Here is a 25304-nt window from a genome sequence, read left to right as displayed (position 1 = left end):
TTGATCGCGTAAGGAGGAGCCGATGGCCGAAAGGTCGTTCAAGGCTGAGGTAGAGCATCTTCGCAAGGGAACAGGAGACACCTTCACGGGTGAAGGTATTCTGGCCATCACCAAGGCACTCCTGGAAAACGGTGTCGGCTATGTCGGCGGCTATCAGGGGGCGCCGATCTCCCATCTGATGGATGTGCTTGCCGATGCGGAGGATCTTCTGGGCGAACTCGGCATCCGTTTCGAGGCCAATGCCTCGGAAGCCGCTGCCGCCGCCATGCTGGCTGCCTCCGTGCATTATCCCATTCGTGGTGCCGTCACCTTCAAGGGTTCTGTCGGCGTCAATGTCGCTTCCGATGCACTCGCCAACCTGGCCTCGTCCGGCGTTAACGGCGGTGCGCTTGTCATCGTCGGCGAGGATTACGGCGAAGGCAGCTCCATCATGCAGGAGCGTTCCTACGCCTTTGCCATGAAATCTCAGTTCTGGCTGCTCGATCCGCGCCCGAACCTGGCATCCATCGTCAAATCCGTTGGCGACGGCTTTGCCCTGTCGGAAGCCAGCAATTCGCCGGTCATGCTGATGGTGCGCATCCGCTCCTGCCATGTCACTGGCCGGTTCGAAACCCGGGATAACGTTCCGCCGCCGCTGTCCGTGCGCGACGCGCTCTCCAGTCCGATGCGCGATTTCAAGCGCGTTGTCCTGCCGCCGATGTCCTATGCGCATGAGCATGACAAGATCGACAACCGCTGGCCTGCTGCTGAAAAGTTCATTCTGGAAAATCGTCTGAACGAGCATTTCGGCCCGAAAGAGGGCAAGGTCGGGATCGTCTGCCTCGGCGGCATCTACAACAGTGTCATCCGGGCACTGCAACGGTTAGGACTTGCCGATATCAGCGGGAACACATCCATCCCGCTTCATGTGCTCAACGTCACCTATCCTCTGGTTAAATCCGAACTGCTTGAATTCTGCGCCGGCAAAGAAGCCGTGCTGATGGTCGAGGAAGGCCAGCCGGAGTTTATCGAGCAGCAGCTCGGGGCGATGCTCTACAAGGAAGGCCGGACGACGAAGCTGGAAGGAAAGGGCATTTTCCCACGTGCGGGTGAATACACCGGCCAGATCATGCTCGACGGTCTGGACACCTTCGTTCGCCAGTACGCGCCCGAGCTTCTGCCGGGCAAGGTACTGGCGCCGAACGCGCCCAAGCCGGAACTGCCGGATCTTTCCAAGACCGTGCCGATCCGTCCGCCGGGCTTTTGTACCGGGTGTCCGGAACGCCCGATCTTTGCCTCGTTGAAGATGGTGGAACAGGAAGTCGGCCAGCATCAGATCACCGGTGACATCGGCTGCCATTTGTTTGCCTGCCTGCCGCCCTTCGAAATTGGCGGATCGACCATGGGCTACGGCCTCGGGCCGGCCTCGAACGCGGCCTTTGACGGCGGCGGCGAGAGGCGTGCAATTTCGATCATCGGCGATGGCGGCTTCTGGCATAACGGCCTCAGCACTTCCATCGGCAACATGGTGTTCAACAAGTCCGACAGCGTCGCGATCATCGTCGACAACTATTATTCGGCGGCAACCGGGGGACAGGACATTCCCTCCAGCCGGGCGAAGAACAAGACCAAGTCGACCAACAACCCGATAACCAAGGCGTTGCAAGGGGCGGGGGTCAAGTGGATCCGGCAGATCGACCGGACCTATGATGTCACCCGGATGCGCGAAACCATTCGCGAGGCACTGACGACCGAGTATGATGGTCCGAAGGTGATCGTCGCGTCCTCCGAATGCATGCTCAACCGCCAGCGCCGGGAAAAGCCCCAGCGCAACAAGGCGATTGCAGGCGGCGAGCGGGTCGAGGTGCCGCGGTTCGGCGTCGATCAGGACGTCTGCACTGGCGATCACGCCTGCATCCGTCTGTCCGGATGTCCGTCGCTTTCGCTGAAGAAACTGGATGACCCGCTGCGGGATGATCCTGTGGTACATATCGACCAGTCCTGCGTGGGCTGTGGCAACTGCGGTGAAGTCGCCGACGCGGCCATCCTGTGTCCGTCCTTCTATGAAGCGAAAGTGGTTCATAACCCGACAGGCTTTGAAGCCTGGTATGCGGGGCTTCGCACAAAGATCATCAACTGGCTGCAGACGCGGCGGGCCGGCTCCCGTCTGACCTTTACCGGGGAGGGCGCGTGATGTCGCTTGCATTGCCACTGGATGCCAGACCGGCAGATCCGGCGCTCGAAGGGATCATCAAACTCGCCATCCTGGCCGTTGGCGGTCAGGGCGGCGGCGTTCTGACCAACTGGATCGAAGGCCTGGCCAGGTCACAAGGCTATCATTGTCAGGCAACGAGTGTGGCCGGTGTCGCCCAGAGAACCGGTGCGACCATCTACTATATGGAGATGGCGCCGGGCGATGTCGCGGCCCCCGTCTTTTCGCTCGCACCATCTTCTGGTGATGTCGACATTATCATTGCCGCGGAAATGATGGAGGCCGGGCGTGCAATCATTCGCGGTTTCGTGACCCCCGATCGCACCACGTTGATTGCTTCGACTCACCGCATGCTTGCGGTTTCCGAAAAAACCGTGCCGGGCGACGGCATGGCGTCCTCGGAGGAGGTAAAAGCGGCAGCTGAACTGGCAGCACAGAAGCTTGTTCTTGCTGATATGGATACGGCTGCCCTGAAAGTTGGGTCCGTGATCTCTGCTTCCCTTTTTGGCGCACTGGCTGGCTCCGGCGCTTTGCCCTTCGAACGGGCGGCTTTTGAAGAGGCCATTCGCGCCGGCGGCAAGGGTGTTGAGGCAAGCCTCAGGGCATTCGCCGCAGGTTACGATCTGGCGAAAAACGGCGAAGAGCCGAAGGTTGAAGCCGCAAAACCCACCAGGCAGGAAATTGTCAGACCGGCCGGGCCGGACATGGCGCAGAAGGCCTGGGCATCTCTGGAGGCAAAGGTCGCGGCTCTGCCGGAGCCTGTTCGCGAGATGGCGCGGGCGGGACTGCAGAAAGTCGTCGATTTCCAGGATACCGACTATGGGGCGGAGTATCTCGGCAGGCTGGAAAGTCTCGTCAGCCGGGATAGCGCGGAGAAGGATTACGAACTCTCCCGCGAGGCTGCCAAGTATATCGCCAATGCAATGGCCTATGACGATGTCATTCGGGTTGCTGACCTGAAGACGCGGTCGCAGCGTTTCGACCGGATCGAAACGGAAATGCAGGTGAAGGACGGCAAGCTGATGCATCTGACCGACTATCTTCACCCGCGTGCGGAAGAAATCGTCGGCCTGCTGCCGGAAAAGATGGGCCGGAAGATGGAGAACGATCCGGTCTGGATGAGCCGCATCGACCGCTGGTTCAACCGCGGCCGCCGGATCCGCACCGATAGCCTGCGCGGATTTGCAATGCTCTATTTCCTCGGTGGTTTGCGCGGCTGGCGCCGCAAGACGCTGCGCCACCGGATGGAGCAGGATCATTTGGAAAGCTGGCTGAAGATGGTCTCCGGTTACCTGCCGGACCGCTATGCCATGGCCGTGGAAACCCTGCGCTGCCGCAGGCTTATCAAGGGCTATTCCGACACCCATGCAAGAGGCCTGTCGAAATTCGACAAGGTGCTGGCCGGGGCAAGGATGGTGGAAAACCGGAACGATGGTCCTGAATGGGTTGCCCGCCTGCGTGAAGCTGCGCTCAAGGACGAAAAGGGCACGGATCTCGATGGGGCGCTGAAGACGGTTGAGAGCTTCGTTTGAGGGAAGGGTGTCCCGGAACTCAATGACGGGACATACCCCTCGATTAACCCCCTGGCGAGCATAGCGAGACCCGGGGGTACCTATTTCCAGAGTATCCGGGCTTCAAGGCAAGTCTTCGCCTCGTTCCTGGCGAAGAGAGCAGGCGAGTGGGGTCCGGATTTGCGTAGGCGCGTGCCGAGTTTGCAGCCCATCCTTCGAGACAGCGCTCCGCGCTTCCTCAGGATGAGGTTGGAGCAAGTTTGCGATTCAGAGAGGCAACTTTCCGGGCTGCTACACCCACACCCTCATCCTGAGGAGGCCGTCAGGCCGTCTCGAAGGATGGGCCGCTTGTGCTGGCTCCGGCGAAACGGCCTCCCGGCTCATCCTGCCAGTGCCTTCCCCAGTTCCGCCACGACTTCGCGTGTGGCCTCTTCGCTCGTCTGGATGCCTGGAGACAGGCGCAGGGTTGCGACACGGGTATCTGCGGAAAAACCGGCATCACGCAGATGGGTCAGCACCTGCACGGCTTGTTCTGGCGAAGCAAGTCCGAACATGAGACTGCCGCCACGATCTTCTTCTGATCTCGGTGTGAGCAGCTTCAGGCCAAGGTCATCCGCGCCATCGATCAGGATGCCGCAAAGGTGCCGGTTGCTGCGCAGGATGGACTCCCTGTCGGCGTCGGCATGCCACTTGAGGGCGGGTACGGAGGCGGCCGCGGGCATGATCGACGGCGTGCCGTTGTCGAAGCGGCGGATGTCAGAAGCATATTCGAAGGCGTCGATATCCCAGTTGAACGGGTTGTCCTGACTGAACCAGCCGCACAGCTCCGGCCTGCAATCCCGGATCAGGTCCGGGTGGACATACAAGATACCTGCTCCTGGTGTACCACACATCCATTTGAGACTGGTCGAGACCACAAAATCCACGTTCGGTGCCTCAACCGAATAGGGCAGGAGACCTGCGGCCTGGGTGATGTCCACGCCGATGATGCTGCCCATCGAGCGGCCATGGTCAACAAGGGTTTCCAGATCCGAGCGTCTTGAGGTAGTGGAGCTGACCCAGGTGATCAGGCAGAGCGCGACATCGCGGTCCCATTCGGCGATCATGTCTTCGTCCGCAACGAAATTTGCGCCCTGACGGGCCCGCACGGTTACCAGCTCGAAGCCGAGCCGTTCCTGCAGACGGGTGAGAAGAAAGTGATTGGAAGGGAAACAGTCTGCGGCCACCAGCACCTTGCGGCCACGCAGCAAACCGTCCGGCAGCGAACGCATGACCATGTCGACGCCCTGGGTAACGTTCTCGCAGGTCGTGGCAGACCCGGCGGGTGCATCGATGATCGCGCGCCAGTAATCGATGAACTCCCCGCGCTTGCCGAGCAGATAGGGCCACTGCTGATCGTTCGGAGCGCTCCAGACGGCAGCCAGCTCGGCCATTGCGGCGCTCAATCCGGCTTCCTTGCCGGGATACTGGCCGATGGAATGATAGAGGAAGTAGCCGTCTTCCCTGGTCGTCATGCGGTCCCCCGAAATGTCGTTTCCTTCGGTCAACCGGGGTGCTGAAACAGATCCATTTCCGTCTCAAACACGCTATTGACCGTCACAGGAATATTCGTATACAGTTTTTGAGATAGTTCAAGCTTAAAGGACTTTTAAAATGCCTGAAAGTGGGTTGAATAGGCTGAGTTCCTGTTTTGGCTTGAACTGTTCTGTATACGAATTTGCCGTGGTGGCGCGGTTCGTGACGAGGGAGGCTTGCCGGTGACAGCAGGAAAATCAACTGCCTCCACTTCGGGCGTGCAAAGCACCAGCGGACAGATCCACGACCTGCTCATGGGGCGCATCCAGCGCGGGGAACTTGGTCAGGATATCCGCCTTGTCGACACCGCTGTGGCGGCCGAATTCGGCGTTTCCCGCATGCCGGCTCGTGATGCCCTGATGCGTCTTGCCCATGAAGGCTATCTGGAACCGACAACGCGGGGCTTTGTGCTGCCGCGTCTCGACCACCAGGAAATTCTGGAAATTTTCGATCTGCGCCGTCTTCTCGAGCCGCGGGCAGCCGCCATGGCAGCGCTCAGCCTGTCGGCAGACGAGTTGAAGGGACTGGACGACATCCTCAAGGATGCGGGTTCGGCCATGGCGGCGGGGGATACCGAGCATTTGCATCGGGCCTGCGAGATTTTCCGCAACAGCTGGATTGCCGCCGTGCCGAATGTTTCGTTGCGCAAGGCGCTGCAGCGCTACATGACGCAGGTGCAGGCCGTTCGCCTGATGACCTTTGCCCATCAGGCGAACCATCCGTTGATCGTTGCCGGTAACACCCAGCTTTATCAGGCTTTCTGCCGCCGGGACGCGGTTGCTGCAAGCGACCGGATCCTGCGGTTCGTTTTTGAAGGGGAGGCGGCCTACCTCGCAGCACATGAGGACTCCGGCAATCAGAACACAACATCCTCTGCACAGGCAGGCTGAAGCGGGGGTACAGGGAGCGATGGACAGGACATGACGGAAACCCGCGCGGAAGTCAGACTACCGACACAGGACCTTGCCAAGGACCTGCCGTTCTTCACCAAGAAGCTGAACATGCGGCTGGACATGATCTATCCGGCCGACAGCCCGGAAATTGCGGTGTTTTCCGGTCACGGCTTGCGCGTGCGGGTGGAAAAGGGTGCAAGTGAAGCACCGGGCACGCTGCGAATTCTGACGGAAAATCCGGATGAATTTGCAGATGGTGAGCGCCTGCTGGTCTCCCCGAGCGGGACACGTGTCGAGATCGACGAACTCAATCCACCGCTCGTAATGCCTGAAACCGAGCACGCCTTCGTGGTGCGCCGTCTGGCAGACCAGGCCCCATGGGTGATCGGCCGGGCGGGCATGTCCTATCGGGATCTTGTGCCTACACGGCTTGGCGGCGCCATGATCGCCTCGCATATCCGGGTTCCGGACGGGCCGGTTCCGGACATGGTTCACTTCCACAAGGTCGGGTTTCAGCTGATCTTTTGTGTCCACGGCTGGGTTGACGTTCTTTATGAAGATCAGGGCGGCATGCGCCGTCTGAGGGCTGGTGACTGTTTCATCCAGCCGCCGGAAATCCGTCACCGCGTGATGCATGCCGCCGAAGGGATCGAGGTGATCGAGATCGGCGTCCCTGCCGAGCACATTACCGAGATCGACCACGAGATGACCCTGCCGACGCCCCATGAGCGACCGGACCGGGAGTGGCAAGGACAGAAATTCGTGCACAGCCTGGCACAGGACGGCGTTTTTGAACCGTTCCGCATTCCGGGTTTTGAGGCACGCGACACCACCATCTGTGACAACACCCGAGGCGTGGCATCTGTTATGGTGGCTCGTCCGGTCGGGGAGGCCTCTCCTTGGACGCGTCATGACTGCGATATTCTATTCAACTTTGTGCTGGCAGGCGAAATGACCCTGGAGGGCGAAGGCAAAGATCCTTACCGCCTGTCTGCCGGAGACGCCTTCGTGATCCCGCCGAACATGGCGACGCGATACGCGGAAGCAACTGCCGACCTGGAACTGCTGGAAGTCAGCCTGCCGGGCCGGTTCGAAACGGAGGTCCTGCGCGACTGAAATGACAAAGCCTGTCGAGGAGGAAAGAACAGGCTGTGCAGGAGTTCAAGGTCAAGCCATGAGGGGATGACAGCATGAGAAAATTGACGACATTTGTGGCCGCAGCAGCGTTGCTGGGCACGGGCACCGCCGCACTGGCGGACGACACCAAGATCGGTATCCTGATGGACATCACGGGTCCGATCGCCAACTTCATTCCGCCGCTTCAAAATGCAGCCGATCTCGCGGTCAAGCAGGTGAACGAGCAGGGCGGTCTGCTGGGGGGCACGGCAGTTGCCGTCTACGGTGACACCACGGGTACCGCACAGGGCGCGGTCGACGCTGCCCAGAAACTGGTGAACGTTGAAAACGTGCCGATCATCATGGGTTCGCTCATGTCTGGCACCACCATTGCCGCTGCCGAAGCTGCAATCATTCCGGCGGGTGTGCCGCAGATCTCGCCAACCGCGACCTCTCCGGCCATGACCTTCCTGGAAGACAACGGCCTGGTGTTCCGCATTGTGCCTTCAGACAACTATCAGGGTGAGATCCTCGCCAAGATGGTGATGGACGAAGGCATCAAGAAAGTCGCGCTCACCTTCGTCAACAATGACTATGGCGTCGGTATCGGCGAAACATTCATCGACGCCTACACCGAAGCCGGCGGTGAAATCGTCGCCGAGGCGAAGCACGAAGAAAAGAAGGATTCCTACCGTTCGGAACTCGCAAGCCTGGCCAAGGGGGATGCCGAGGCGCTGGTTGTGATCGCCTATGCCGGCGACAGCGGCGGCAAGATCGTCCGTCAGGCCATTGAAGGTGGCCTCTTCACCAAATTCATCGGCACGGATGGTCTTCGTGACGAACTGCTGATCCAGAACGTTGGCGCAGATGCCCTGAAGACCTCGTTCTTCTCCTCACCGACGTCTCCGGCTGAAAACCCGGCCCAGCAGTCTCTTCATGATGCCTTCAACGCCGAATTTGGCGAAGGTGCCGACAAGGCTTTTGTCGACCAGACCTATGACGCAACCTTCCTCGCCCTGCTGGCCGTTGAAAAGGCCGGTTCGACTGACCGCGCAAAGATTGCCGAAGCCCTGAAGGAAGTCGCCATGGCTCCGGGCGAGAAAGTCGGCCCGGGTGAATGGGCAAAGGCGATTGCGCTGATCAAGGAAGGCAAGGACATCGACTATGACGGTGCCAGCGGCTCCGCGGAGTTCGATGAAAACGGCGATGTCGGTGGCTACATCGGCAAGTTCGTCGTGGACGGCGACGGCTACAAGCAAGTCGAAATCGTCGAATAAGCCGACAAGGCGACAGCGTGATTGAGCTGGACAAAATCTGCGTCGATTTTGGTGGTTTGCGGGCTATTGACCATGCAAGCTTCAAGATCGGCGCAGGCCGCATCACCGGCCTGATCGGGCCGAACGGTGCGGGAAAAACAACCGCCTTCAACGTCATTGCAGGTGCAATCCGGCCCAGTGCCGGCCGGGTGCTTCTGGACGGGAAGGACATAACTGCGCTCAAACCCCATCAACGGGCCAAGGCCGGCCTCGCACGCACCTTCCAGATACCTCACGAATTCGGGCATCTCTCGGTTCTCGAAAACCTGATGGCGTCTGCCTCGGCGCCGGAAGGCGAGAATGTCTTCAACGTGATCTTCCGCCGCGGCCACTACCAGGCCGAGGAGCAGGAAATCTATGAGACTGCGCGGGACACTGTCCGCCTGCTTGAACTGGACCATGTCATCGACGAGAAGGCAGGCAATCTTTCCGGTGGTCAGAAGAAGCTGGTCGAACTCGGCCGCGCCTTGATGCGCAACCCGAAGATCATCCTGCTGGACGAGATCGGTGCCGGCATCAACCGCACGCTTCTGTCCAAGCTGGCGGACAAGATCCTGATGCTGAACCGGGAACGGGGCCTGACCTTCTGTCTCATCGAGCATGACCTCGACTACGTTTCCAAGCTGTGCGACCACGTGCTGGTCATGGCGCAGGGCACGCTCCTGACAGAAGGTTCGGTCGAAGACGTGCGTAACGACGAACGTGTGATCGAAGCCTATTTCGGCGGCGGAAAATACGAGGCGCAGCTATGACCGAGCGACTTTCCGTCACAAACGTCAGCGCCGGCTATGGCGGTCCGCCCATCATCGAAGAGGTCTCGTTGACTGTTGAACCTGGCGAGATCGCGGTCATTCTCGGGCCGAACGGCGCCGGCAAGTCGACCTTGCTCAAAACCATCTTCGCACTGACCACCGTCTCCGCCGGGTCGATCAAACTTGGCGCAAAGGAATTGGCGGGCTGCAAGACGTCCGCTCTTGTTCCGCTCGGTGTTTCGGCAGTGCCTCAGACGAAAAACGTCTTTGCGACCATGTCCGTAGACGAAAACCTTGATGTCGGAACCTATGCAGCTCCACCAAAGGATAAAGCGGCGACGCGCGAACGTGTGCTCTCCCTGTTTCCCGACCTGCGGGACAAGTTAAAACAGCCTGCTGGCGAGCTTTCGGGTGGGCAGCGGCAGATGGTTGCCATGGGCCGCGCGTTGATGAGCGACCCGAAGCTGGTGCTGCTGGACGAGCCGACAGCGGGTCTGTCGCCTGCCTATCTGGAGCGGATCTTCGACCTGCTTCTCGACATCCGAAAAACCGGGATCACGATATTGATGGTGGAACAGAATGCCCGCCAGGCTCTGCAGATTGCCGATCACGGCCATATCCTGGTGAACGGGCGAAACTATGCCAGCGGAACCGGCAAGGAGTTGCTGGCGGATGAAGACGTGCGGCGCCTCTTCCTCGGGGGAGCGGCGGCATGATCGAGTTCGTGAATTTCTATCTGTTCCCGGCGCTGGCCATTGGCAGCATTTACGCGCTTGGCGCCGTCGGGATTTCCATGATCTTCGGCATCCTGCGCTTTGCCCATTTTGCGCACGGCGATCTGATGACCCTGGGCACTTACGGTGTGCTGGCCATGGCTGCCATCGTCCCGGTCAATCCGCTTCTGCTGATCCCCTTCGGCATGGCACTCACGATCGTCTCGGCGCTTCTGGTCGACCGCTATTTCTACAAGCCACTGCGCGAGCTGCCGACCATTTACACGGTGATCTCGTCCTTCGGCATTGCGCTGGTCTTCCGCTCGATCGTTCAATTGGTCTGGGGTTCTCAAAACCAGGTGTTTTCGACAGGCGTTAAACCGCCGCTGGTCCTGTTCGATACCTTTCGGGTGTCGGTGCTGCATCTGCAGGCGGTGATCTCGACAGCGATCATTGCCGTGCTTCTGCACTACTTCCTGACCGTCACAAGAACCGGCCGGTCCATGCGGGCAGTCGCCGACGATCCGGAACTGGCCGAAGTTTCCGGTCTGGATACCGCCAAGGTCATTCGCTGGACGTGGATTATCGGCGCGGCTCTGGCGGCGATCGCCGGAACCTTTGCCGCCTTGAACACCAGTGCTCACCCCAATCTGGGCTGGAACCTGCTGATGCCTATGTTTGCCGCCGCCATTCTGGGTGGGATCGGCAAGCCGATGGGCGCCATGGCAGGTGGTTTCATCATCGGCCTGGCCGAGGAACTGTCCTCCTACCACTGGATCGGTGACGATGCGCTCATCTCTCCGTCCTACAAGACGGCGGTCGCTTTCGTCCTGATGATCGGCCTGCTCATCTTCCGGCCCCAGGGCCTCTTCAAGGGGAGGTTGCTCTGATGGAACTCACCGGTCTCTTTTTCTATGCGGTCAGTCTTCTGATCCTGGGCGGTATCTACGCAATCCTGTGCCTTGCCCTGAATGTACAATGGGGCATGGGCGGCCTCTTCAACGCCGGCATCGCCGGGTTCTACGGTGTTGGGGCCTATACCTCGGCGATCCTGACAACCGCGGCCTCGTCCAAGCATCTCGGGGGCTTTGGCCTGCCTGTGCCGATTGGATTGATCGGGGCTGCGATACTCGCCGGGCTTGCCGGCTGGGCGGTGGCCAAGATCTGCGTGCGTCTCAAGAGCGACTATCTGGCGATGGCCTCCATCGGGATCGCCGAGATCCTGCGGCTCGTCATCGTCAACGAAAGCTGGCTCACAAACGGCAGTCTGGGCCTGTCCCGCATTCCAAGGCCTTTGGCGGACCTCACCACCGGGCGCATGGGGGACATCGTGTTTCTCGGCTTTGTCTGGTTCGTGGTGTTGCTGGTCTATCTGGCTGCCTCGCGCCTGCACGACAGCCCGTGGGGCCGCAGCCTGCGTGCGATCCGCGACAACGAGGCTTCGGCGGCGGCCGTCGGCAAGAACGTCGAGAAATTCAGGATCCAGACCTTCGTCATCGGTTGCGCCATCATGGGGATCGCCGGTGGCCTGTCAGCGCATTATTTCCGCTTCCTGTCGCCCACGGCCACCGATCCGCTGCTGGTGACCTTCCTTGTGTGGGTGATGCTGATGGCCGGTGGCTCCGGCAACAACAGGGGGGCCATCCTCGGCGCCTTGACCATCTGGACGCTTTGGTCCGTGACGGAAATCTTCACCAACCGCCTGCCGCCGGAATGGGCGACCCGCAGTTCGTTCATCCGCATGCTGCTGGTGGGTCTGCTTCTGCAGGTGGTGCTGCAGCGTTTCCGGTCCGGACTGTTGCCGGAGAAATCGCCGCCAGTGAAATTCCGGCAGGAATAGCAACAGTGCTGTCAGGTCAGGCGAGCGGTGGAAACACCGCCGTCTTCTTGACGGTACCATAAACGAAACTGGTATCGATCGACGCAATGCCGCCGATCGGATGAATGCGGTTGCGGATGAAGGTCTCATAGGCTTCAAGATCCGACACCACCACGCGCAGCTGATAATCCATCGCGCCGGTCAGCACGTGGCATTCCAGAACCTCCTCGATGGTCTGCATCCGGCTTTCGAACCGGCGCACATCTTCCTCGTTGTGGCGCTCCAGCCGGATGCGGACGAAGACGGTGATCGGCAGACCGTAGGCGGCAGCATCCACATCCACCGAAAACCCCTTGATTGCCCCGGAGGCTTCCAGGTTCCGGAGCCGGCGCAAGCAGGGCGAGGGCGACAGGTTGACCGCTTCCGCCAGGTCCTGGTTGGTCATGCGGCCATCCCGCTGCAGCGCGCGGATGATCTGTCGGTCTTTCTTGTCCATTTGAAGCTCGATTGGCAGATTATGCTAATCTAAAGGCTATCACTGACAGATTTTGAAATCTATCACCCTCATGATTGGATCATATTGCTCAGGCTGAAATCAGGGAGACAGCCATGAGTGCCTACAAGGGTTTTGCCAGCCGTGCGATCCACCTCGCTTACAATCCGCTTGAAAACGAGGGGTCTCTGACACCGCCGCTGCATCTGACCTCCACCTTCGTGTTCGAGACGGCGGAAGCCGGCGGCGAGATGTTCGCGGGCGAGCGGGCAGGGCATATCTACAGCCGCATTTCCAATCCGACGCTGGATCTTCTGGAACGCCGCATTGCGGATCTGGAAGGAGCGGAAGCCGGTCTCGCGCTTTCTTCCGGCATGGGCGCGATCACCGCGACCCTTTGGACGCTCGTGGCACCGGGGGACGAGATCATCGTCGACGAAACCCTTTACGGCTGCACCTTTGCCTATATGCGCCATGGCCTGACCAAGTTCGGCATCAAGATCACCCATGTGGACCTGACCGATCCTGAAAACCTGCGCAGCGTCATTTCCGACAAGACCCGGGTTGTCTATTTCGAGACCCCGGCCAACCCGAACATGCGCCTTGTCGACATCAGCCACGTTTCGGAAATCGCACATGAGGCCGGCGCGACGGTAATCGTCGACAACACCTATGCAACGCCTTATCTCACCCGCCCGATCGAACTTGGCGCCGACCTCGTTCTGCATTCGGCCACCAAGTATCTGGGTGGTCATGGTGACGTCGTGGCCGGTCTGGTTGCCGGACGGGCCGACCAGATCCAGGAGATCCGTCTCGTCGGCATGAAGGACATGACCGGCGCGGTGATGGCCCCGTTCAGTGCCATGCTGATCCTGCGCGGTTTGAAGACGCTTGCCCTGCGCATGGACAGGCACTGTGCGTCCGCGCAGAAGGTCGCCGAATGGCTGGAAGGCCATCCGGCGGTCTCAAAGGTCCATTTCCCGGGACTTGAGAGCTTCGAGCAGCACGAACTGGCAAACAGGCAGATGAGCCAGCCGGGCGGCATGATTGCCTTTGAACTGAAGGGTGGTCTGGAAGCCGGTATTTCCATGATGAATGGCCTGAAGATGATCCAGCGGGCCGTGTCCCTGGGCGATGCCGAGACGCTGATCCAGCACCCTGCGTCCATGACCCATTCCACCTACACCCCGGAAGAGCGCGCCGCCCACGGCATCAGCGACGGCCTCGTGCGCCTGTCCGTGGGCCTGGAAGACTTAGATGACATCCTGGAAGACATGGCGCAGGCCATGCCGCAGGTGCCTGTTGCGGCGGCGGCCTGAGCTCAGTCAACGCCCAGGTCTTTCCACGGATCTCCAGAGCTTCTCCTCCTCTCAACCTCATCCTGAGGAAGCGCGAAGCGCTGTCTCGAAGGATGGGCGGCATACTCAGAGCAAGCGGCCCATCCTTCGAGACGCGCGCGAACGCGCTCCTCAGGATGATGGAGCGGTGGAAATGAGAGTCGGGGAACGTGGCGGACAGCCCAAATCAGGGCGTCCGTGCGACACCGGATTTCACGCGCCGCAGCGGAATGGAGCTTTCGATGTTGGCGACACCGGGCACCTTGGTCAGCTTTCCGGTCAGGAAGGTTTCGAAGGCGGCGAGCCCGGTGGTTGCCACGCGCAGGAGATAGTCCCGGTTGCCGGTCATCAGCCAGCAGTCGACGACTTCCGGAAACGCCTGAATGGCGGCTTCGAACTGGTCCAGGGTGACGTCGATCTGCTTGTCGAGCTGAACGGACACGAAGACCGAAACCTCGTAGCCGAGCTTCACCTCGTCGATCAGCGCGCAATATCCTGTCACGATGCCGCGGTCTTCCAGGTGCCTCAGGCGGCGGGCTGCCGGTGTCGCACTCAGGCCGATGCGTTCGGAAAGATCCTGAATTGAAATTCTGCCGTTCTGGCGCAGCTCCCGCAGGATCTGGATATCAAATGTGTCGAGCGTGTCGGAAATCGCCAAGGAAGGCCTCAATCTTGGTGAAACTCTCCAAGACTTAGCCGAAAAGATTAGGAAATAGCAAGAAACCAGTTCTTGCCCGAAGCTAGAGTAACGGCAAGTACGCACTTAACGGGAACGCCTCCATGAGCACCGAACACCTGAAGACCATCGAACAGCGCCTGTTGTGGCTGTCGCACTGGATGATCCATCACGCCAACCACGTGCGTCCGAAGGTGGATGGCATCAAGATCGGCGGGCATCAGGCAAGTTCGGCTTCCATGGTTTCGATCATGACAGCGCTCTACTTCTCTGTTCTCCGGCCGGAAGACCGGGTGGCGGTCAAGCCGCATGCCTCGCCGATCTTCCATGCGATCCAGTACCTGATGGGTAATCAGACGCGCGAAAAGATGGAAAACTTCCGCGGTTACGGCGGCGTTCAGTCCTATCCTTCGCGTACCAAGGACATCGATGATGTCGATTTCTCCACCGGTTCGGTTGGGCTCGGTGTCGCGATTACCTCCTTCGCGTCGCTGGTACAGGACTATATCGCGGCCAAGAGCTGGTCGGGCGACAAGCCGCTCGGCCGCATGATCGCTCTGGTCGGCGATGCTGAACTCGACGAAGGCAATGTGTATGAAGCCCTTCAGGAGGGCTGGAAGAACGATCTCAGGAACTGCTGGTGGATCATCGATTATAACCGCCAGTCGCTCGACGGTATCGTTCGTGAGGGGCTCTTTGATCGGGTCGAGAAAATCTTCGATGCCTTCGGCTGGCAGGTGGTCCGGGTCAAATACGGGGTCTTGCAGCGCGCCGCCTTTGCCGAACCCGGCGGCGACAAGCTGCGCCAGTGGATCGACGATTGCTCTAACCAGGATTATTCCGCGCTCACCTTCATGGGGGGAGCCGTCTGGCGCAAACGCCTGATGGACGACCTGGGCGACCAGGGCGATGTCACCGCGCTGATCGACCGCCGTTCGGATGATGAACTGGCGGATCTCATGGAAAATCTCGGCGGCAATTGCACCGAGACCATGGCGGAAGCCTTTGCCGCCATCGATCACGACAAGCCGACCTGCTTCCTTGCCTATACCATCAAGGGGTGGGGCACGCCGATTGCCGGCCACAAGGACAATCACGGCGGCCTGATGAACAAGACCCAGATGGCCGAATGGCAGAAACACATGGGCGTTGCGGAAGGCGAGGAATGGGAACCTTTCGCGACAGTACCGGACGTTGGAGCGCTGAAGGCATTTCTGGATCAGGTGCCGTTCTTTGCCAAAGGCACCCGCCGGTTCTCTGACGACAAGATCGCCGTACCTGCCATCGAGCTTGCCTCCGACCGGGATATTTCCACCCAGATGGCCTTCGGCAAGGTGCTGGACGATCTCTCCAAGGGCGACAGCAAACTGGCCGAGCGTATCGTTACGACCTCACCGGATGTCACCGGCACCACCAACCTTGGTCCCTGGGTCAACCGGCGCAAGCTTTTCGCCCGCAAGGCCATGGCGGATGCCTTTATCGAGCACAGGATTCCCTCGACTGCGAAGTGGGAGTTCACGCCGGAAGGCCAGCATATCGAACTCGGCATCGCCGAGATGAACCTGTTCCTGCTGCTGGGGGCTGCCGGTCTTTCTCATTCGCTTTTTGGCGAAAGGTTGATCCCCATCGGCACAGTCTATGATCCCTTTGTTTGCCGGGGGCTCGATGCGCTCAACTATGCCTGTTATCAGGATGCCCGCTTCATGATTGTCGGCACGCCATCCGGTGTGACCCTGTCGCCGGAAGGCGGTGCGCATCAGTCCATCGGCACACCGCTGATCGGCATGAGCCAGGATGGACTGGCCGCATTCGAACCCGCCTTTGCCGACGAACTGGCCGTGATCATGGAATGGGCCTTCGATTACCTGCAGCGCGACGGCGAGGGCGATCCGGACGAACGCACCTGGCTGCGCGACGAGACCGGTGGCTCCGTCTATCTGCGCCTGTCGACCAACCCGATCGAACAGCCGGTCAAACGGGCCGACGATGCCTTCCGCCAGGGCGCCATTGACGGTGCCTACTGGCTTCGCAAACCCGGCCCCAACTGCGAAGTTGTGATCGCCTATCAGGGCGTCATTGCGCCTGAAGCCATCAAGGCGGCGGGCGAACTCGCCGGTAACCGGCGGGATGTCGGTGTTCTAGCTGTCACGTCCGCCGACCGCCTCAACGCGGGCTGGACGGCGGCGCAAAGAGCAAGGTCTCGTGGCAATGCGGCTGCCAGGTCCCATATCGAGCAACTGCTGGGCGATCTGCCCGGCCATTGCAAACTGATCACCGTGATCGACGGCCACCCGGCAACGCTCGCCTGGCTTGGCGGCGTCGCCGGTCAACAGACCATCCCGCTCGGTGTCGAACATTTCGGCCAGACCGGTACGATTGGCGATCTCTACCGCCATTTCGGTATCGATGCCGCGTCGATCATCGAGAAGGTGAATGGATTGACGCCGGGGCGGCGAGTCTAAGGGCGACTGAAGCTAAAGGCAGGGGTTGGATATCACATGATATCTGCGGGTCATGGCTCGATAATGCCTTTGGTCAGAATGATGTTGCCGTAGAGGCGGGTCTCGCCTGTCTGCACCACGGCAAAGGCATGGCTGGCTGCGTCATAAAAGGCGTGGCGTTCCAGCGTTGAAATCCTGGCCGGCTTGTCGGCGGTGTCATCGATGATGGTCTGGAACTCGGTGACAATCTCCGGCACCGCGTCCGGATCACCGACCACCTGCATCGTCCGGGCGGGGGTGGCGACGAACGTGTCGAGCGGCATCACTGACAGGATCGCCTTCAGCGTGTCTGTTGCCGAAATGCCATCGAGACGAACACAATCGGGACCGGAGCTTTCCGCCGGGAAATTGGCGTCGACAATGGCGATCTCGTCGCCGTGCCCCATGGCTCTGAGGGCATAAAGCAGCGAAGGGTTCAGGATGGGGGGAAGGTTACGCAACATGGGTGGTCTCGCTCGGCAAGGGGGCATCGGGGCGGATCAGGCCAGCAGACCTGAGGTCTGACCAGAGTGCGGCAGGGATATCGGTCTTCAAGAGAGCAATATTGGCTTCAACCTCGGCCGCGTTCACCGCGCCGGGGATGACGGTCTTCACACTTGGATGCCCAAGCACGAACTGCAGTGCGGCCGCGATCAGCGGCACTGAATGGCTGCGGCAGACATCCTCGATCCTGCGCACGCGCTCAAGGATCTCCGGCGGTGCATCGGCGTAGTTGTATTTCGCACCGGGAACGGCCCCGGTTGCCAGAATGCCGGAGTTATACGGCCCGCCCAGAATGATGCCGACGTCCCGTTGCTCGCAAAGCGGCAGGAAGCTCTCAAGGGCGTCCTGTTCCAGAAGCGTGTAGCGGCCGGCAAGCAGGAAACAGTCGAAATCGGCAAGGCCCAGCAGCTTTTCGCAAACCTGCCATTCGTTTACCCCTGCGCCGATGGCCGCAACGTCCCCGGCCTCTTTCAACTCGGTAAGCGCCTTGTAGCCGCCGAATTCGAAAAGCTCGCGGACGCGGGCATCGCTGGCTTCCTGAGAGCCCTGCGAAAAGGCGCAGACGTCATGTACGAAAAGGATGTCCGCGTTGGCGACCTCCAGTCGCTGTCGGCTTGCCTCGTAGCTGCGCATGACGCCGTCATAGCTGTAGTCGAAGACGATCCGCTTTTGCGGCACATCGACAAAGGCTTCCGGCGTCACCTCGTGCGGCTCGCAATCCAGCAGCAGGCGGCCGATCTTGGTGGAAAGCTGAATGTTCTCGCGGCCAAAACGCTTGATGGCAGTGGCAAAGCGCATTTCCGATCGGCCGAGGCCGTATTGCGGCGCCGTGTCAAAGTAGCGGATGCCGTTGTCATAGGCCGCCTGAAGGGCTGCCTGGGCATCTTCTTCCGAAACCTTGCGGTAGAGATTGCCGAGCGGCGCGCCGCCGAAACCCATCTCCGTCAGATCGATCGGCCTAGCGGTTCTGCTGTTCAGCCGCTGTGTTCTTAGAGCGGTCATGTGTTTCCTCTGGATGTTTCCTCAGGAGCTGCTTTAACGCCGCATGATCTGCGGTCTGGTGTCGGGCCAGGGGCCAGGTTTTCAGTCGAACAGGTCTGGCCTGGTCTCGGCGAGCGGTTCCAGGCGCGTGACAAGTTCGCTCAGGTGCTTTTGCATTGCCTGGCGTGCCCGTTCCGGATCGCGGTCGCGGATTGCTTCCACGATGACCCGGTGCTCGTCATAGGCTTCAAAGGCCCTGCCGCGCATGGGGAGCAGCAGTTGCCGTGCCCGGTTGACCTGCATCCACCCGGTGGCAGACAGGTTGTGGAGCTTCGGGTAGCCGGTGAAGGAGAAGATAAGCTCGTGCATGCGCTCGTCTTCCCGGTAGAAGCCGGTTTCGTCGTGATCTTCCAGGCAAAGAGCCTGCAGCCGCAAATTGCGGTTCAACTCCGTCAACTGCTCTTCGGTGCGCTCCGCCGCCACCTTGGAAACCGCCGCCAGTTCGATGGCTTCCCGCAGGAAGGCGCCCTCGCGGATTTCCGACATGGAGAATTTGGTCACACGGGAGCCGGACTGAGGAATGACTTCGACAAGGCCTTCGCCTGCAAGCCGGGTGATCGCCTCCGTCACCGGCGAGCGGGAGACACCAAGCTGCTCGCAGATGACTTGTTTCCTGAGGAGGGTGCCCGGGGGCAGGTCCATCGCCAGGATGGACGAGCGCAGCGCCTCATAGACACGCTGTGCCAGCGAGCCGGACAGTTTGCCAATGTCGGGCAGGGTGATCTCGGGAAAATCTTGTTCGTTGGTCAGGGACATTGTCAACTCTATTGAATGCTAACATGTTAGTTGACACAGTTACCCTGTCAAGCTAATCGTGAAGAAAGACCGGCCGTGCCGATGCTCCATGGAGAGTGCTCGGAGAAGCGTAAAAAGCTGATTTTTGTCAGCAGGTTGAGAAGGGTCTTGTCATCTTGGAGTGACAAGGCGGACCAACCGTGGCGGCCGTAAAGGGGAGAGAGACGTGTTGCAGCCTCATGCCAATTCGATCCTTCTGAATGCCGATGACAATGTGGTCATCGCCCTTCAGGATATTGCGGCCGGCGCAAGCGTTGCCCATGTTGACTGTCCGCTGCCCGGGCAGGTCATGCGCGGCCACAAGATTGCCCGCAAACCGATCTCCGCTGGCGAAAACGTCATTCGGTACGGTCAAATCATCGGCCAGGCGAAGGCAGACATCAAGCCGGGGGAGCATGTCCATGTTCATAACCTCGGCATGGGCGATCACAGCCAGGACTATCAGCACGCCGAAGCCTCGATCCCGCTTGAGCCCGCAACTGAAGAGCGCACCTTTCTCGGGTACCGCCGGCAAACGGGGCGAGCAGGCACGCGCAATTACATCGGCATTCTGACCTCGGTGAACTGCTCGGGGTCTGTCGCAAAATTCATTGCGGAAGCTGCCGAGAAGTCCGGTCTGCTGGACGAGTTTCCGAATGTCGACGGCATCGTGCCAATCGTTCACGGAACCGGCTGCGGCATGTCCGGCAAGGACGAAGGCTACGCAACGCTGTTCCGGACGCTTTCCGGTTATGCCCAGCATCCGAATTTCGCGGCCATCCTGCTGATTGGTCTTGGCTGTGAGGTCATGCAGATTGCCGACCTCGTCGGTGACCGCAAGATCCGCCCTGATGGCGACTTGCGCTACATGACCATTCAGCAGACCGGCGGCACGCGCAAGACCATCGAGGCCGGGCTGAAAGAGTTGCGGGCGCTTGCCGAACTTGCCAACAAGGCCGAGCGCACGCCGGTGCCGATTTCCGAAATCACCGTCGGAATGCAGTGCGGCGGCTCGGACGGATATTCCGGCATCACTGCCAATCCGGCACTCGGGATTGCCTCCGATCTTCTGGTCCGTCACGGCGGTACCACGATCCTGTCCGAAACGTCGGAGATCTACGGCGCGGAGCACCTTCTGACCCGCCGGGCGGTTTCCGTCGATGTCGGCAAGAAGCTGATCGAGCGTGTGCGCTGGTGGGAAGACTACACTGCCCGCAATGGCGGCGAGATGGACAACAATCCATCGCCCGGCAACAAGCGCGGCGGATTGACCACAATCCTGGAAAAGTCTCTTGGTGCAGCGGCCAAGGGAGGCTCAGCCCCTCTTGTGGACGTCTACAAGTTTGGCGAACCCGTCGACAAGAAGGGTTTCGTCTTCATGGACAGCCCAGGCTTCGATCCGTGTTCGGTGACCGGTCAGATCGCCTCGGGTGCCAATATCATCGTCTTCACGACCGGACGGGGCTCCGTTTCCGGTTACATGCCGACCCCTTGCATCAAACTTGCCACAAACAGCGAGATGTATGGCCGGATGTCGGAAGACATGGACATCAATTGCGGTGACGTGATCTCCGACAATGTCAGTCTGGAAGCCAAGGGTGAGGAGATCTTCGAAATGATCATCGCCGTTGCCTCCGGAAAACAATCCAAAAGCGAGGAACTCGGCTTCGGCGGAGTGGAGTTCGTGCCGTGGCAGATCGGTGCGGTGATGTAGCCGCATCCGGCAGAACGTGGTGACAATGCGCGGACTTTCGGGAGGATTTCAGTGCGCTTGAAAGATAAAACAATTTTGGTGACGGCAGCCGGGCAGGGTATCGGCCGTGCAAGCGCGATTGCCTGTGCCAGGGAAGGCGCAAAGGTCTACGCCGCGGACATCAACGAGGAAACGCTGTCGACGCTTCCCGGCGAATGCCCCGGTATCGAGATCCGCAAACTGGATGTCTGTGATCGCGCAGCCGTTGACGCCCTGGCCAAAAAACTTCCGGCGCTCGATGGGCTCTTCAACTGTGCGGGCTTCGTTCACAACGGCTCTGTCCTCGATATCACCGAAGACGACTGGGCCTTCAGCTTCGAGCTGAACGTCACCTCCATGTACCGGATGACGCAAGCTTTCCTGCCGGGCATGCGCGAACGCGCCAAGACAACCGGTACGGCATCGATCCTGAACATGTCGTCGATGGCATCGTCCATCAAGGGCTTTCCGATGCGCACGGCCTACGGTGCCACCAAGGCGGCGGTGATCGGCCTGACCAAGGGCGTTGCCGCGGATTTCGTCAAGGAAGGCATCCGTTGCAACGCGCTGTGCCCGGGCACCGTCGATACCCCGTCCTTGCGCGGCCGGATCGCCTCGGCGCCGGATCCGGTGGAAGCGGAGAAGAATTTCATTGCCCGCCAGCCCATGGGCCGTCTGGCAACCGTCGACGATATGACGCCGATGGTCGTTTACCTGCTTTCCGACGAAAGCAAGTTCGTTTCCGGTCAGGCACTTCTGGTCGACGGAGGTGTCACCATCTGACGGTGGCGTCTTCGTCGCGGTTTGGGAGGACCGCACCATGACAAATCTGGTGAGGATGACGGGGATCGAAAAACGCTTCCCCGGTGTGCACGCCCTCAAGAATGTCAGCTTCGACCTGAACAGCGGCGAAGTGCATGCCCTGATGGGTGAAAACGGCGCTGGCAAGTCGACGCTGATGAAGATCCTGTCCGGCATTTACCCCAGGGACGGCGGCGAGCTGCTGGTCAACGGTCAGGCAGTGGAGATCGATGGTCCACGGGCCGCCCAGGCGCTGGGCATCGGTATCATTCACCAGGAACTCAGCCTGATGAATGATCTGTCGGTCGCGCAGAACATCTTTATCGGCCGGGAACCGCGCAAGCGTTTCGGCCGTCTGGATGAGACGGCGCTCAACGCACAGGCGCTCGAAATCTTCAAGTCCATGAACCTGAAGATGAACCCGAAGACGATCGTCGGTGAACTCACCATTGCCCGTCAGCAGATGGTCGAGATCGCCAAGGCACTGTCCTACCGGTCACGCGTCCTCATCATGGACGAGCCGACCGCCGCCCTGAATGATGCGGAAATCGCCGAACTCTTCACCATCATCCGCCGGCTGAAAGCCGATGGCGTGGGCATCATCTACATCAGCCACAAGATGGACGAGCTGAAACAGATCGCCGACCGGGTGACGGTCATGCGTGACGGCTCCTATGTCGGCACCGTTGATGCAGCGCAGACGCCTGTTTCCAAGATCATCTCCATGATGGTGGGCAGGGAACTAACCAGCGAGGCCATCGTCATCCCCGACCTGTCCGACGCCGAGACGGTACTGGACATACGCGGATTGAACAGGGGGCGCGAGATCCGCGACGTCAGCTTTTCCGTCAAGAAAGGCGAGATCCTCGGCTTTGCCGGCTTGATGGGAGCAGGGCGGACGGAAGTGGCACGGGCGATTTTCGGAGCTGATCCGCGCGACAGCGGCGAGATCCGGGTTCACGGCAAGCCCCGTTCGATATCGAAACCTTCCGACGCCGTGAAGGCGGGGATCGGATACCTTTCGGAAGATCGCAAGCATTTCGGTCTGGCCACCGGTATGGATGTCCGGACCAATGTGGCGCTGGCCAGCCTCGATCGCTTTTCCAGCCGGTTTGGCGTCCTGAATGACGATGCCATGCGCAAGACGGCGCAGGACTATATCGCCAAACTGGAAATCCGCACGCCGTCCGACCGGCAGGAAGTCCGCCTGCTTTCCGGTGGCAACCAGCAGAAGGTCGTCATCGCCAAGTGGCTCTACCGGGATTGCGACATCCTGATCTTCGACGAGCCGACCCGCGGTATCGACGTCGGTGCCAAGTCGGAAATCTACAAACTGCTGAAGGCATTGGCCAACGAGGGCAGGGCGATCATCGTCATCTCCTCGGAATTGCCGGAGATCATGCGTCTCAGCCATCGCATTGCCGTGATGTGCGAAGGCCGTCTCACCGGCATCCTGCCGGGCGGTGAAACCACCACGCAGGAAGACATCATGCATCTGGCGACGCTTCGGGCGCCATCCATGCAGCCAGAAGGATACCAGCAATGACCGCCGTCAACCCGTCCTCCTCGCCGTCGCTCGTTGCACGTCTGATCGAGACTGGGGCGCACCAGAAGCTGCTGGCCTTTGCCAGCCTGGTTCTTCTGCTGATCGGTTTCTCGATCGCTTCACCCAACTTCATGCAAACCTCCAACATGATCGCGATCCTGCAGGCGACCTCGGTCAATGGCGTCTTGGCTGTTGCGGCGACCCTGGTGATCATCACCGGCGGGATCGATCTTTCCGTCGGAACCTTGATGACGTTCTGCGCGGTCATCGCAGGCGTCGTTCTGACAAACCTCGGCATGCCGCTGCCGCTCGGTGTGATTGCCGCCATCGCGACCGGTGCGCTCTGCGGCCTGTGTTCGGGCACCTTCATCGCCAAGATGAAAATCCCGCCGTTCATCGCGACCCTCGGCATGATGCTGATCCTGAAAGGCCTGTCGCTGGTGATTTCCGGAACCCGACCGATCTATTTCAACGACACGCCCGGCTTCGACCTGATTTCCCGCGGCTCGCTGATAGGCGACATTTTCCCGGCTCTGCCGATCCCGAACGGTGTCTTGATCCTTTTCCTGGTGGCAGGGGCAGCATCCTACATTCTCGGCCGTACGGTGCTTGGCCGCTACACGTTCGCGCTGGGCTCCAACGAAGAGGCGGTTCGCCTTTCCGGCGTCAACACCGACTTCTGGAAAATGTCGGTCTATGCGCTGGCCGGTGCGATCTGCGGCATTGCCGGGATCCTGATCGCCTCGCGCCTGAACTCCGCCCAGCCGGCGCTGGGTCTCGGCTACGAGCTGGAAGCCATCGCGGCTGTCGTGATTGGTGGCACGTCGCTTTCCGGTGGGCGGGGCACGGTTCTCGGGACCCTGATCGGTGCCCTGATCATGGCCGTCCTGACCAACGGTTTGCGGGTCCTGTCCGTCGCCCAGGAGTGGCAGACGGTGGTGACCGGCGCAATCATCATCCTGGCCGTTTACGCGGACATGGTGCGCAGGCGCAAAGCCTGAGTTTCATCAACACACAAGAGGGTGGTCACACCCCGGTACCGGACCTTCCGTCCAACCCAACCACAGGAGAGGAATATGCTGAACAGACGTACTCTTATCGGAGCTGCAAGTGCCGCTGCCCTGATGCTTTCCGGGAACTTTGCCTTCGCCCAGGAAACCTACATTCCGCTCATCTCCAAAGGTTTCCAGCACCAGTTCTGGCAGGCCGTGAAGGCTGGAGCCGATCAGGCCGCCTCGGAGCTGGGTGTCACCATCACCTTTGAAGGCCCGGACAACGAGACCATGGTCGACCGCCAGATCGACATGCTGGCCGCTGCCCTTGCCAAGAACCCGACGGCAATCGGCTTTGCCGCTCTCGACAGTCAGGCTGCCATTCCGCTTCTGAAGCAGGCTCAGGAAAAGGGCATTCCGGTCATCGCGTTCGACAGTGGTGTCGATAGCGATATTCCGGTGTCGACAGCGTCGACCGATAACATTGCTGCAGCAGCACTGGCTGCCGACAAGATGGCAGAGCTGATCGGCGGTGCTGGCCAGGTTGCCGTGGTGGCACATGACCAGACGAGCCGGACCGGCATTGACCGTGTCGACGGTTTCGTCAACCAGATGAAGGCAAATCATCCGGATATCGAGGTCGTCACCGTTCAATATGGCGGCGGTGACCATCTGAAGTCGACAGAACTCACCAAGGCCATCCTGACAGCCAATCCGGATCTGAAGGGCATCTTCGGTGCCAACGAAGGGTCTGCCCTTGGTGTGGTGAACGGTGTCTCCGAAATGGGCAAGTCCGATGTGGTCATCATCGGCTACGACAGTGGCAAGGCCCAGAAGGATGCGATCCGCAACGGCGTTATGGCCGGTGCGATCACCCAGAACCCGGTCGGCATCGGCTATGAAACCGTGAAAGCAGCCCTCGAAGCATCACAGGGCAAGGAAGTTCCGGCACATATCGACACCGGCTTCTACTACTACGACAAATCCAACATTGACGATCCGAAGATCGCTGCTGTCTTGTACGACTGATCGATTTTGTCGT

General features: G+C 60.2%; 22 protein-coding genes. 16 read left to right on the top strand and 6 right to left on the bottom strand.

Annotated features, from left to right (window positions below; genetic code table 11):
* Nucleotides 1-22 precede the first annotated feature (22 nt).
* A complete protein-coding gene (locus tag FIV03_RS24920; protein ID WP_152511364.1) occupies nucleotides 23-2173 on the top strand; it encodes an indolepyruvate ferredoxin oxidoreductase subunit alpha in 2151 nt (716 codons plus the stop codon).
* Nucleotides 2173-3723 (top strand): indolepyruvate oxidoreductase subunit beta family protein, encoded by a 1551-nt coding sequence (locus FIV03_RS24915; RefSeq protein WP_173013935.1) that lies wholly within the window; start codon nucleotides 2173-2175, stop codon nucleotides 3721-3723. Before FIV03_RS24920 ends, FIV03_RS24915 begins: the two co-directional genes overlap by 1 nt.
* 359 nt (nucleotides 3724-4082) lie before the next feature.
* Here FIV03_RS24915 and FIV03_RS24910 read toward each other — a convergent pair whose 3' ends face one another.
* Nucleotides 4083-5216 (bottom strand): aminotransferase class V-fold PLP-dependent enzyme, encoded by a 1134-nt coding sequence (locus FIV03_RS24910; protein ID WP_152511363.1) that lies wholly within the window; start codon nucleotides 5214-5216, stop codon nucleotides 4083-4085.
* A 243-nt stretch (nucleotides 5217-5459) separates the two neighbouring features.
* On the opposite strand from FIV03_RS24910, the gene FIV03_RS24905 reads away from it, so the two are divergent.
* The 7 genes from FIV03_RS24905 (at nucleotide 5460) to FIV03_RS24875 (ending at nucleotide 11907) form a co-directional block, all read left to right on the top strand.
* Nucleotides 5460-6167 carry a GntR family transcriptional regulator gene (locus tag FIV03_RS24905; RefSeq protein ID WP_209009780.1) on the top strand — a complete coding sequence of 236 codons (708 nt, stop codon included), beginning with the start codon at nucleotides 5460-5462 and terminating at the stop codon, nucleotides 6165-6167.
* A gap of 30 nt (nucleotides 6168-6197) precedes the next feature.
* Nucleotides 6198-7286, top strand: coding sequence for a cupin domain-containing protein (locus FIV03_RS24900; protein WP_022997702.1), 1089 nt, complete (start codon nucleotides 6198-6200; stop codon nucleotides 7284-7286).
* Nucleotides 7287-7360: 74 nt separating this feature from the next.
* Nucleotides 7361-8563, top strand: a complete 1203-nt coding sequence (locus tag FIV03_RS24895) for an ABC transporter substrate-binding protein (RefSeq protein WP_152511361.1) — start codon at nucleotides 7361-7363, stop codon at nucleotides 8561-8563.
* A gap of 17 nt (nucleotides 8564-8580) precedes the next feature.
* On the top strand, nucleotides 8581-9354 hold the full coding sequence (locus FIV03_RS24890; RefSeq protein ID WP_022997700.1) for an ABC transporter ATP-binding protein: 774 nt from the start codon (nucleotides 8581-8583) through the stop codon (nucleotides 9352-9354).
* On the top strand, nucleotides 9351-10070 hold the full coding sequence (locus FIV03_RS24885) for an ABC transporter ATP-binding protein (protein ID WP_022997699.1): 720 nt from the start codon (nucleotides 9351-9353) through the stop codon (nucleotides 10068-10070). The genes FIV03_RS24890 and FIV03_RS24885 overlap by 4 nt, the downstream gene beginning before the upstream one ends.
* The gene (locus FIV03_RS24880; RefSeq protein WP_022997698.1) at nucleotides 10067-10957 is read left to right on the top strand and encodes a branched-chain amino acid ABC transporter permease; all 891 of its coding nucleotides are present in this window, start codon (nucleotides 10067-10069) and stop codon (nucleotides 10955-10957) included. Before FIV03_RS24885 ends, FIV03_RS24880 begins: the two co-directional genes overlap by 4 nt.
* Nucleotides 10957-11907, top strand: coding sequence for a branched-chain amino acid ABC transporter permease (locus FIV03_RS24875; RefSeq protein WP_022997697.1), 951 nt, complete (start codon nucleotides 10957-10959; stop codon nucleotides 11905-11907). The genes FIV03_RS24880 and FIV03_RS24875 overlap by 1 nt, the downstream gene beginning before the upstream one ends.
* Nucleotides 11908-11923: 16 nt before the next feature.
* Here FIV03_RS24875 and FIV03_RS24870 read toward each other — a convergent pair whose 3' ends face one another.
* Nucleotides 11924-12382, bottom strand: a complete 459-nt coding sequence (locus FIV03_RS24870; RefSeq protein WP_055659083.1) for an Lrp/AsnC family transcriptional regulator — start codon at nucleotides 12380-12382, stop codon at nucleotides 11924-11926.
* A gap of 113 nt (nucleotides 12383-12495) precedes the next feature.
* Between FIV03_RS24870 and FIV03_RS24865 the strand changes: the two genes are divergently transcribed.
* Complete coding sequence (locus FIV03_RS24865) at nucleotides 12496-13698, top strand: methionine gamma-lyase (RefSeq protein WP_152511360.1); 1203 nt, start codon at nucleotides 12496-12498, stop codon at nucleotides 13696-13698.
* A 205-nt stretch (nucleotides 13699-13903) separates the two neighbouring features.
* On the opposite strand, the gene FIV03_RS24860 is transcribed toward FIV03_RS24865, so the two are convergent.
* Nucleotides 13904-14368: an Lrp/AsnC family transcriptional regulator gene (locus FIV03_RS24860; RefSeq protein WP_173014004.1), complete on the bottom strand. Its 465-nt coding sequence runs from the start codon at nucleotides 14366-14368 to the stop codon at nucleotides 13904-13906.
* Nucleotides 14369-14496: 128 nt separating this feature from the next.
* Between FIV03_RS24860 and FIV03_RS24855 the strand changes: the two genes are divergently transcribed.
* A complete protein-coding gene (locus FIV03_RS24855; protein WP_152511359.1) occupies nucleotides 14497-16854 on the top strand; it encodes a 1-deoxy-D-xylulose-5-phosphate synthase N-terminal domain-containing protein in 2358 nt (785 codons plus the stop codon).
* A gap of 50 nt (nucleotides 16855-16904) precedes the next feature.
* On the opposite strand, the gene FIV03_RS24850 is transcribed toward FIV03_RS24855, so the two are convergent.
* The 3 genes from FIV03_RS24850 to FIV03_RS24840 form a co-directional block, all read right to left on the bottom strand.
* Nucleotides 16905-17336, bottom strand: a complete 432-nt coding sequence (locus FIV03_RS24850) for an RbsD/FucU domain-containing protein (RefSeq protein ID WP_152511358.1) — start codon at nucleotides 17334-17336, stop codon at nucleotides 16905-16907.
* The gene (locus FIV03_RS24845; RefSeq protein ID WP_152511357.1) at nucleotides 17326-18378 is read right to left on the bottom strand and encodes an aldo/keto reductase; all 1053 of its coding nucleotides are present in this window, start codon (nucleotides 18376-18378) and stop codon (nucleotides 17326-17328) included. Before FIV03_RS24845 ends, FIV03_RS24850 begins: the two co-directional genes overlap by 11 nt.
* An 81-nt stretch (nucleotides 18379-18459) precedes the next feature.
* A complete protein-coding gene (locus FIV03_RS24840; RefSeq protein ID WP_152511356.1) occupies nucleotides 18460-19173 on the bottom strand; it encodes a GntR family transcriptional regulator in 714 nt (237 codons plus the stop codon).
* Between the two features lie 205 nt (nucleotides 19174-19378).
* On the opposite strand from FIV03_RS24840, the gene FIV03_RS24835 reads away from it, so the two are divergent.
* The 5 genes from FIV03_RS24835 (at nucleotide 19379) to FIV03_RS24815 (ending at nucleotide 25291) form a co-directional block, all read left to right on the top strand.
* Nucleotides 19379-20905: an altronate dehydratase family protein gene (locus tag FIV03_RS24835; RefSeq protein ID WP_152511355.1), complete on the top strand. Its 1527-nt coding sequence runs from the start codon at nucleotides 19379-19381 to the stop codon at nucleotides 20903-20905.
* A gap of 45 nt (nucleotides 20906-20950) precedes the next feature.
* Entirely contained in the window at nucleotides 20951-21706 is a 756-nt protein-coding gene (locus tag FIV03_RS24830) for an SDR family oxidoreductase (RefSeq protein WP_209010107.1), read from the top strand.
* A 37-nt stretch (nucleotides 21707-21743) separates the two neighbouring features.
* Nucleotides 21744-23270 (top strand): sugar ABC transporter ATP-binding protein, encoded by a 1527-nt coding sequence (locus tag FIV03_RS24825; protein WP_152511353.1) that lies wholly within the window; start codon nucleotides 21744-21746, stop codon nucleotides 23268-23270.
* Nucleotides 23267-24271, top strand: coding sequence for an ABC transporter permease (locus tag FIV03_RS24820; RefSeq protein ID WP_152511352.1), 1005 nt, complete (start codon nucleotides 23267-23269; stop codon nucleotides 24269-24271). Before FIV03_RS24825 ends, FIV03_RS24820 begins: the two co-directional genes overlap by 4 nt.
* Before the next feature lie 75 nt (nucleotides 24272-24346).
* Nucleotides 24347-25291, top strand: a complete 945-nt coding sequence (locus FIV03_RS24815; protein ID WP_022997686.1) for an ABC transporter substrate-binding protein — start codon at nucleotides 24347-24349, stop codon at nucleotides 25289-25291.
* The last annotated feature ends 13 nt before the right edge of the window (nucleotides 25292-25304 follow it).

Source organism: Labrenzia sp. THAF187b, assembly GCF_009363375.1.
In the GTDB taxonomy this organism is placed as follows: domain Bacteria; phylum Pseudomonadota; class Alphaproteobacteria; order Rhizobiales; family Stappiaceae; genus Roseibium; species Roseibium algicola.
This window is presented reverse-complemented; position numbering and strand designations above follow the sequence as displayed.

Coding starts and splice junctions, on each gene's coding strand:
- FIV03_RS24845 (WP_152511357.1), bottom strand. CDS start 18,378: ATGACCGCTCTAAGAACACAGCGGCTGAACAGCAGAACCGCTAGGCCG.
- FIV03_RS24895 (WP_152511361.1), top strand. CDS start 7,361: ATGAGAAAATTGACGACATTTGTGGCCGCAGCAGCGTTGCTGGGCACG.
- FIV03_RS24820 (WP_152511352.1), top strand. CDS start 23,267: ATGACCGCCGTCAACCCGTCCTCCTCGCCGTCGCTCGTTGCACGTCTG.
- FIV03_RS24885 (WP_022997699.1), top strand. CDS start 9,351: ATGACCGAGCGACTTTCCGTCACAAACGTCAGCGCCGGCTATGGCGGT.
- FIV03_RS24900 (WP_022997702.1), top strand. CDS start 6,198: ATGACGGAAACCCGCGCGGAAGTCAGACTACCGACACAGGACCTTGCC.
- FIV03_RS24815 (WP_022997686.1), top strand. CDS start 24,347: ATGCTGAACAGACGTACTCTTATCGGAGCTGCAAGTGCCGCTGCCCTG.
- FIV03_RS24855 (WP_152511359.1), top strand. CDS start 14,497: ATGAGCACCGAACACCTGAAGACCATCGAACAGCGCCTGTTGTGGCTG.
- FIV03_RS24825 (WP_152511353.1), top strand. CDS start 21,744: ATGACAAATCTGGTGAGGATGACGGGGATCGAAAAACGCTTCCCCGGT.
- FIV03_RS24865 (WP_152511360.1), top strand. CDS start 12,496: ATGAGTGCCTACAAGGGTTTTGCCAGCCGTGCGATCCACCTCGCTTAC.
- FIV03_RS24875 (WP_022997697.1), top strand. CDS start 10,957: ATGGAACTCACCGGTCTCTTTTTCTATGCGGTCAGTCTTCTGATCCTG.
- FIV03_RS24850 (WP_152511358.1), bottom strand. CDS start 17,336: ATGTTGCGTAACCTTCCCCCCATCCTGAACCCTTCGCTGCTTTATGCC.
- FIV03_RS24880 (WP_022997698.1), top strand. CDS start 10,067: ATGATCGAGTTCGTGAATTTCTATCTGTTCCCGGCGCTGGCCATTGGC.
- FIV03_RS24840 (WP_152511356.1), bottom strand. CDS start 19,173: ATGTCCCTGACCAACGAACAAGATTTTCCCGAGATCACCCTGCCCGAC.
- FIV03_RS24915 (WP_173013935.1), top strand. CDS start 2,173: ATGTCGCTTGCATTGCCACTGGATGCCAGACCGGCAGATCCGGCGCTC.
- FIV03_RS24920 (WP_152511364.1), top strand. CDS start 23: ATGGCCGAAAGGTCGTTCAAGGCTGAGGTAGAGCATCTTCGCAAGGGA.
- FIV03_RS24910 (WP_152511363.1), bottom strand. CDS start 5,216: ATGACGACCAGGGAAGACGGCTACTTCCTCTATCATTCCATCGGCCAG.
- FIV03_RS24870 (WP_055659083.1), bottom strand. CDS start 12,382: ATGGACAAGAAAGACCGACAGATCATCCGCGCGCTGCAGCGGGATGGC.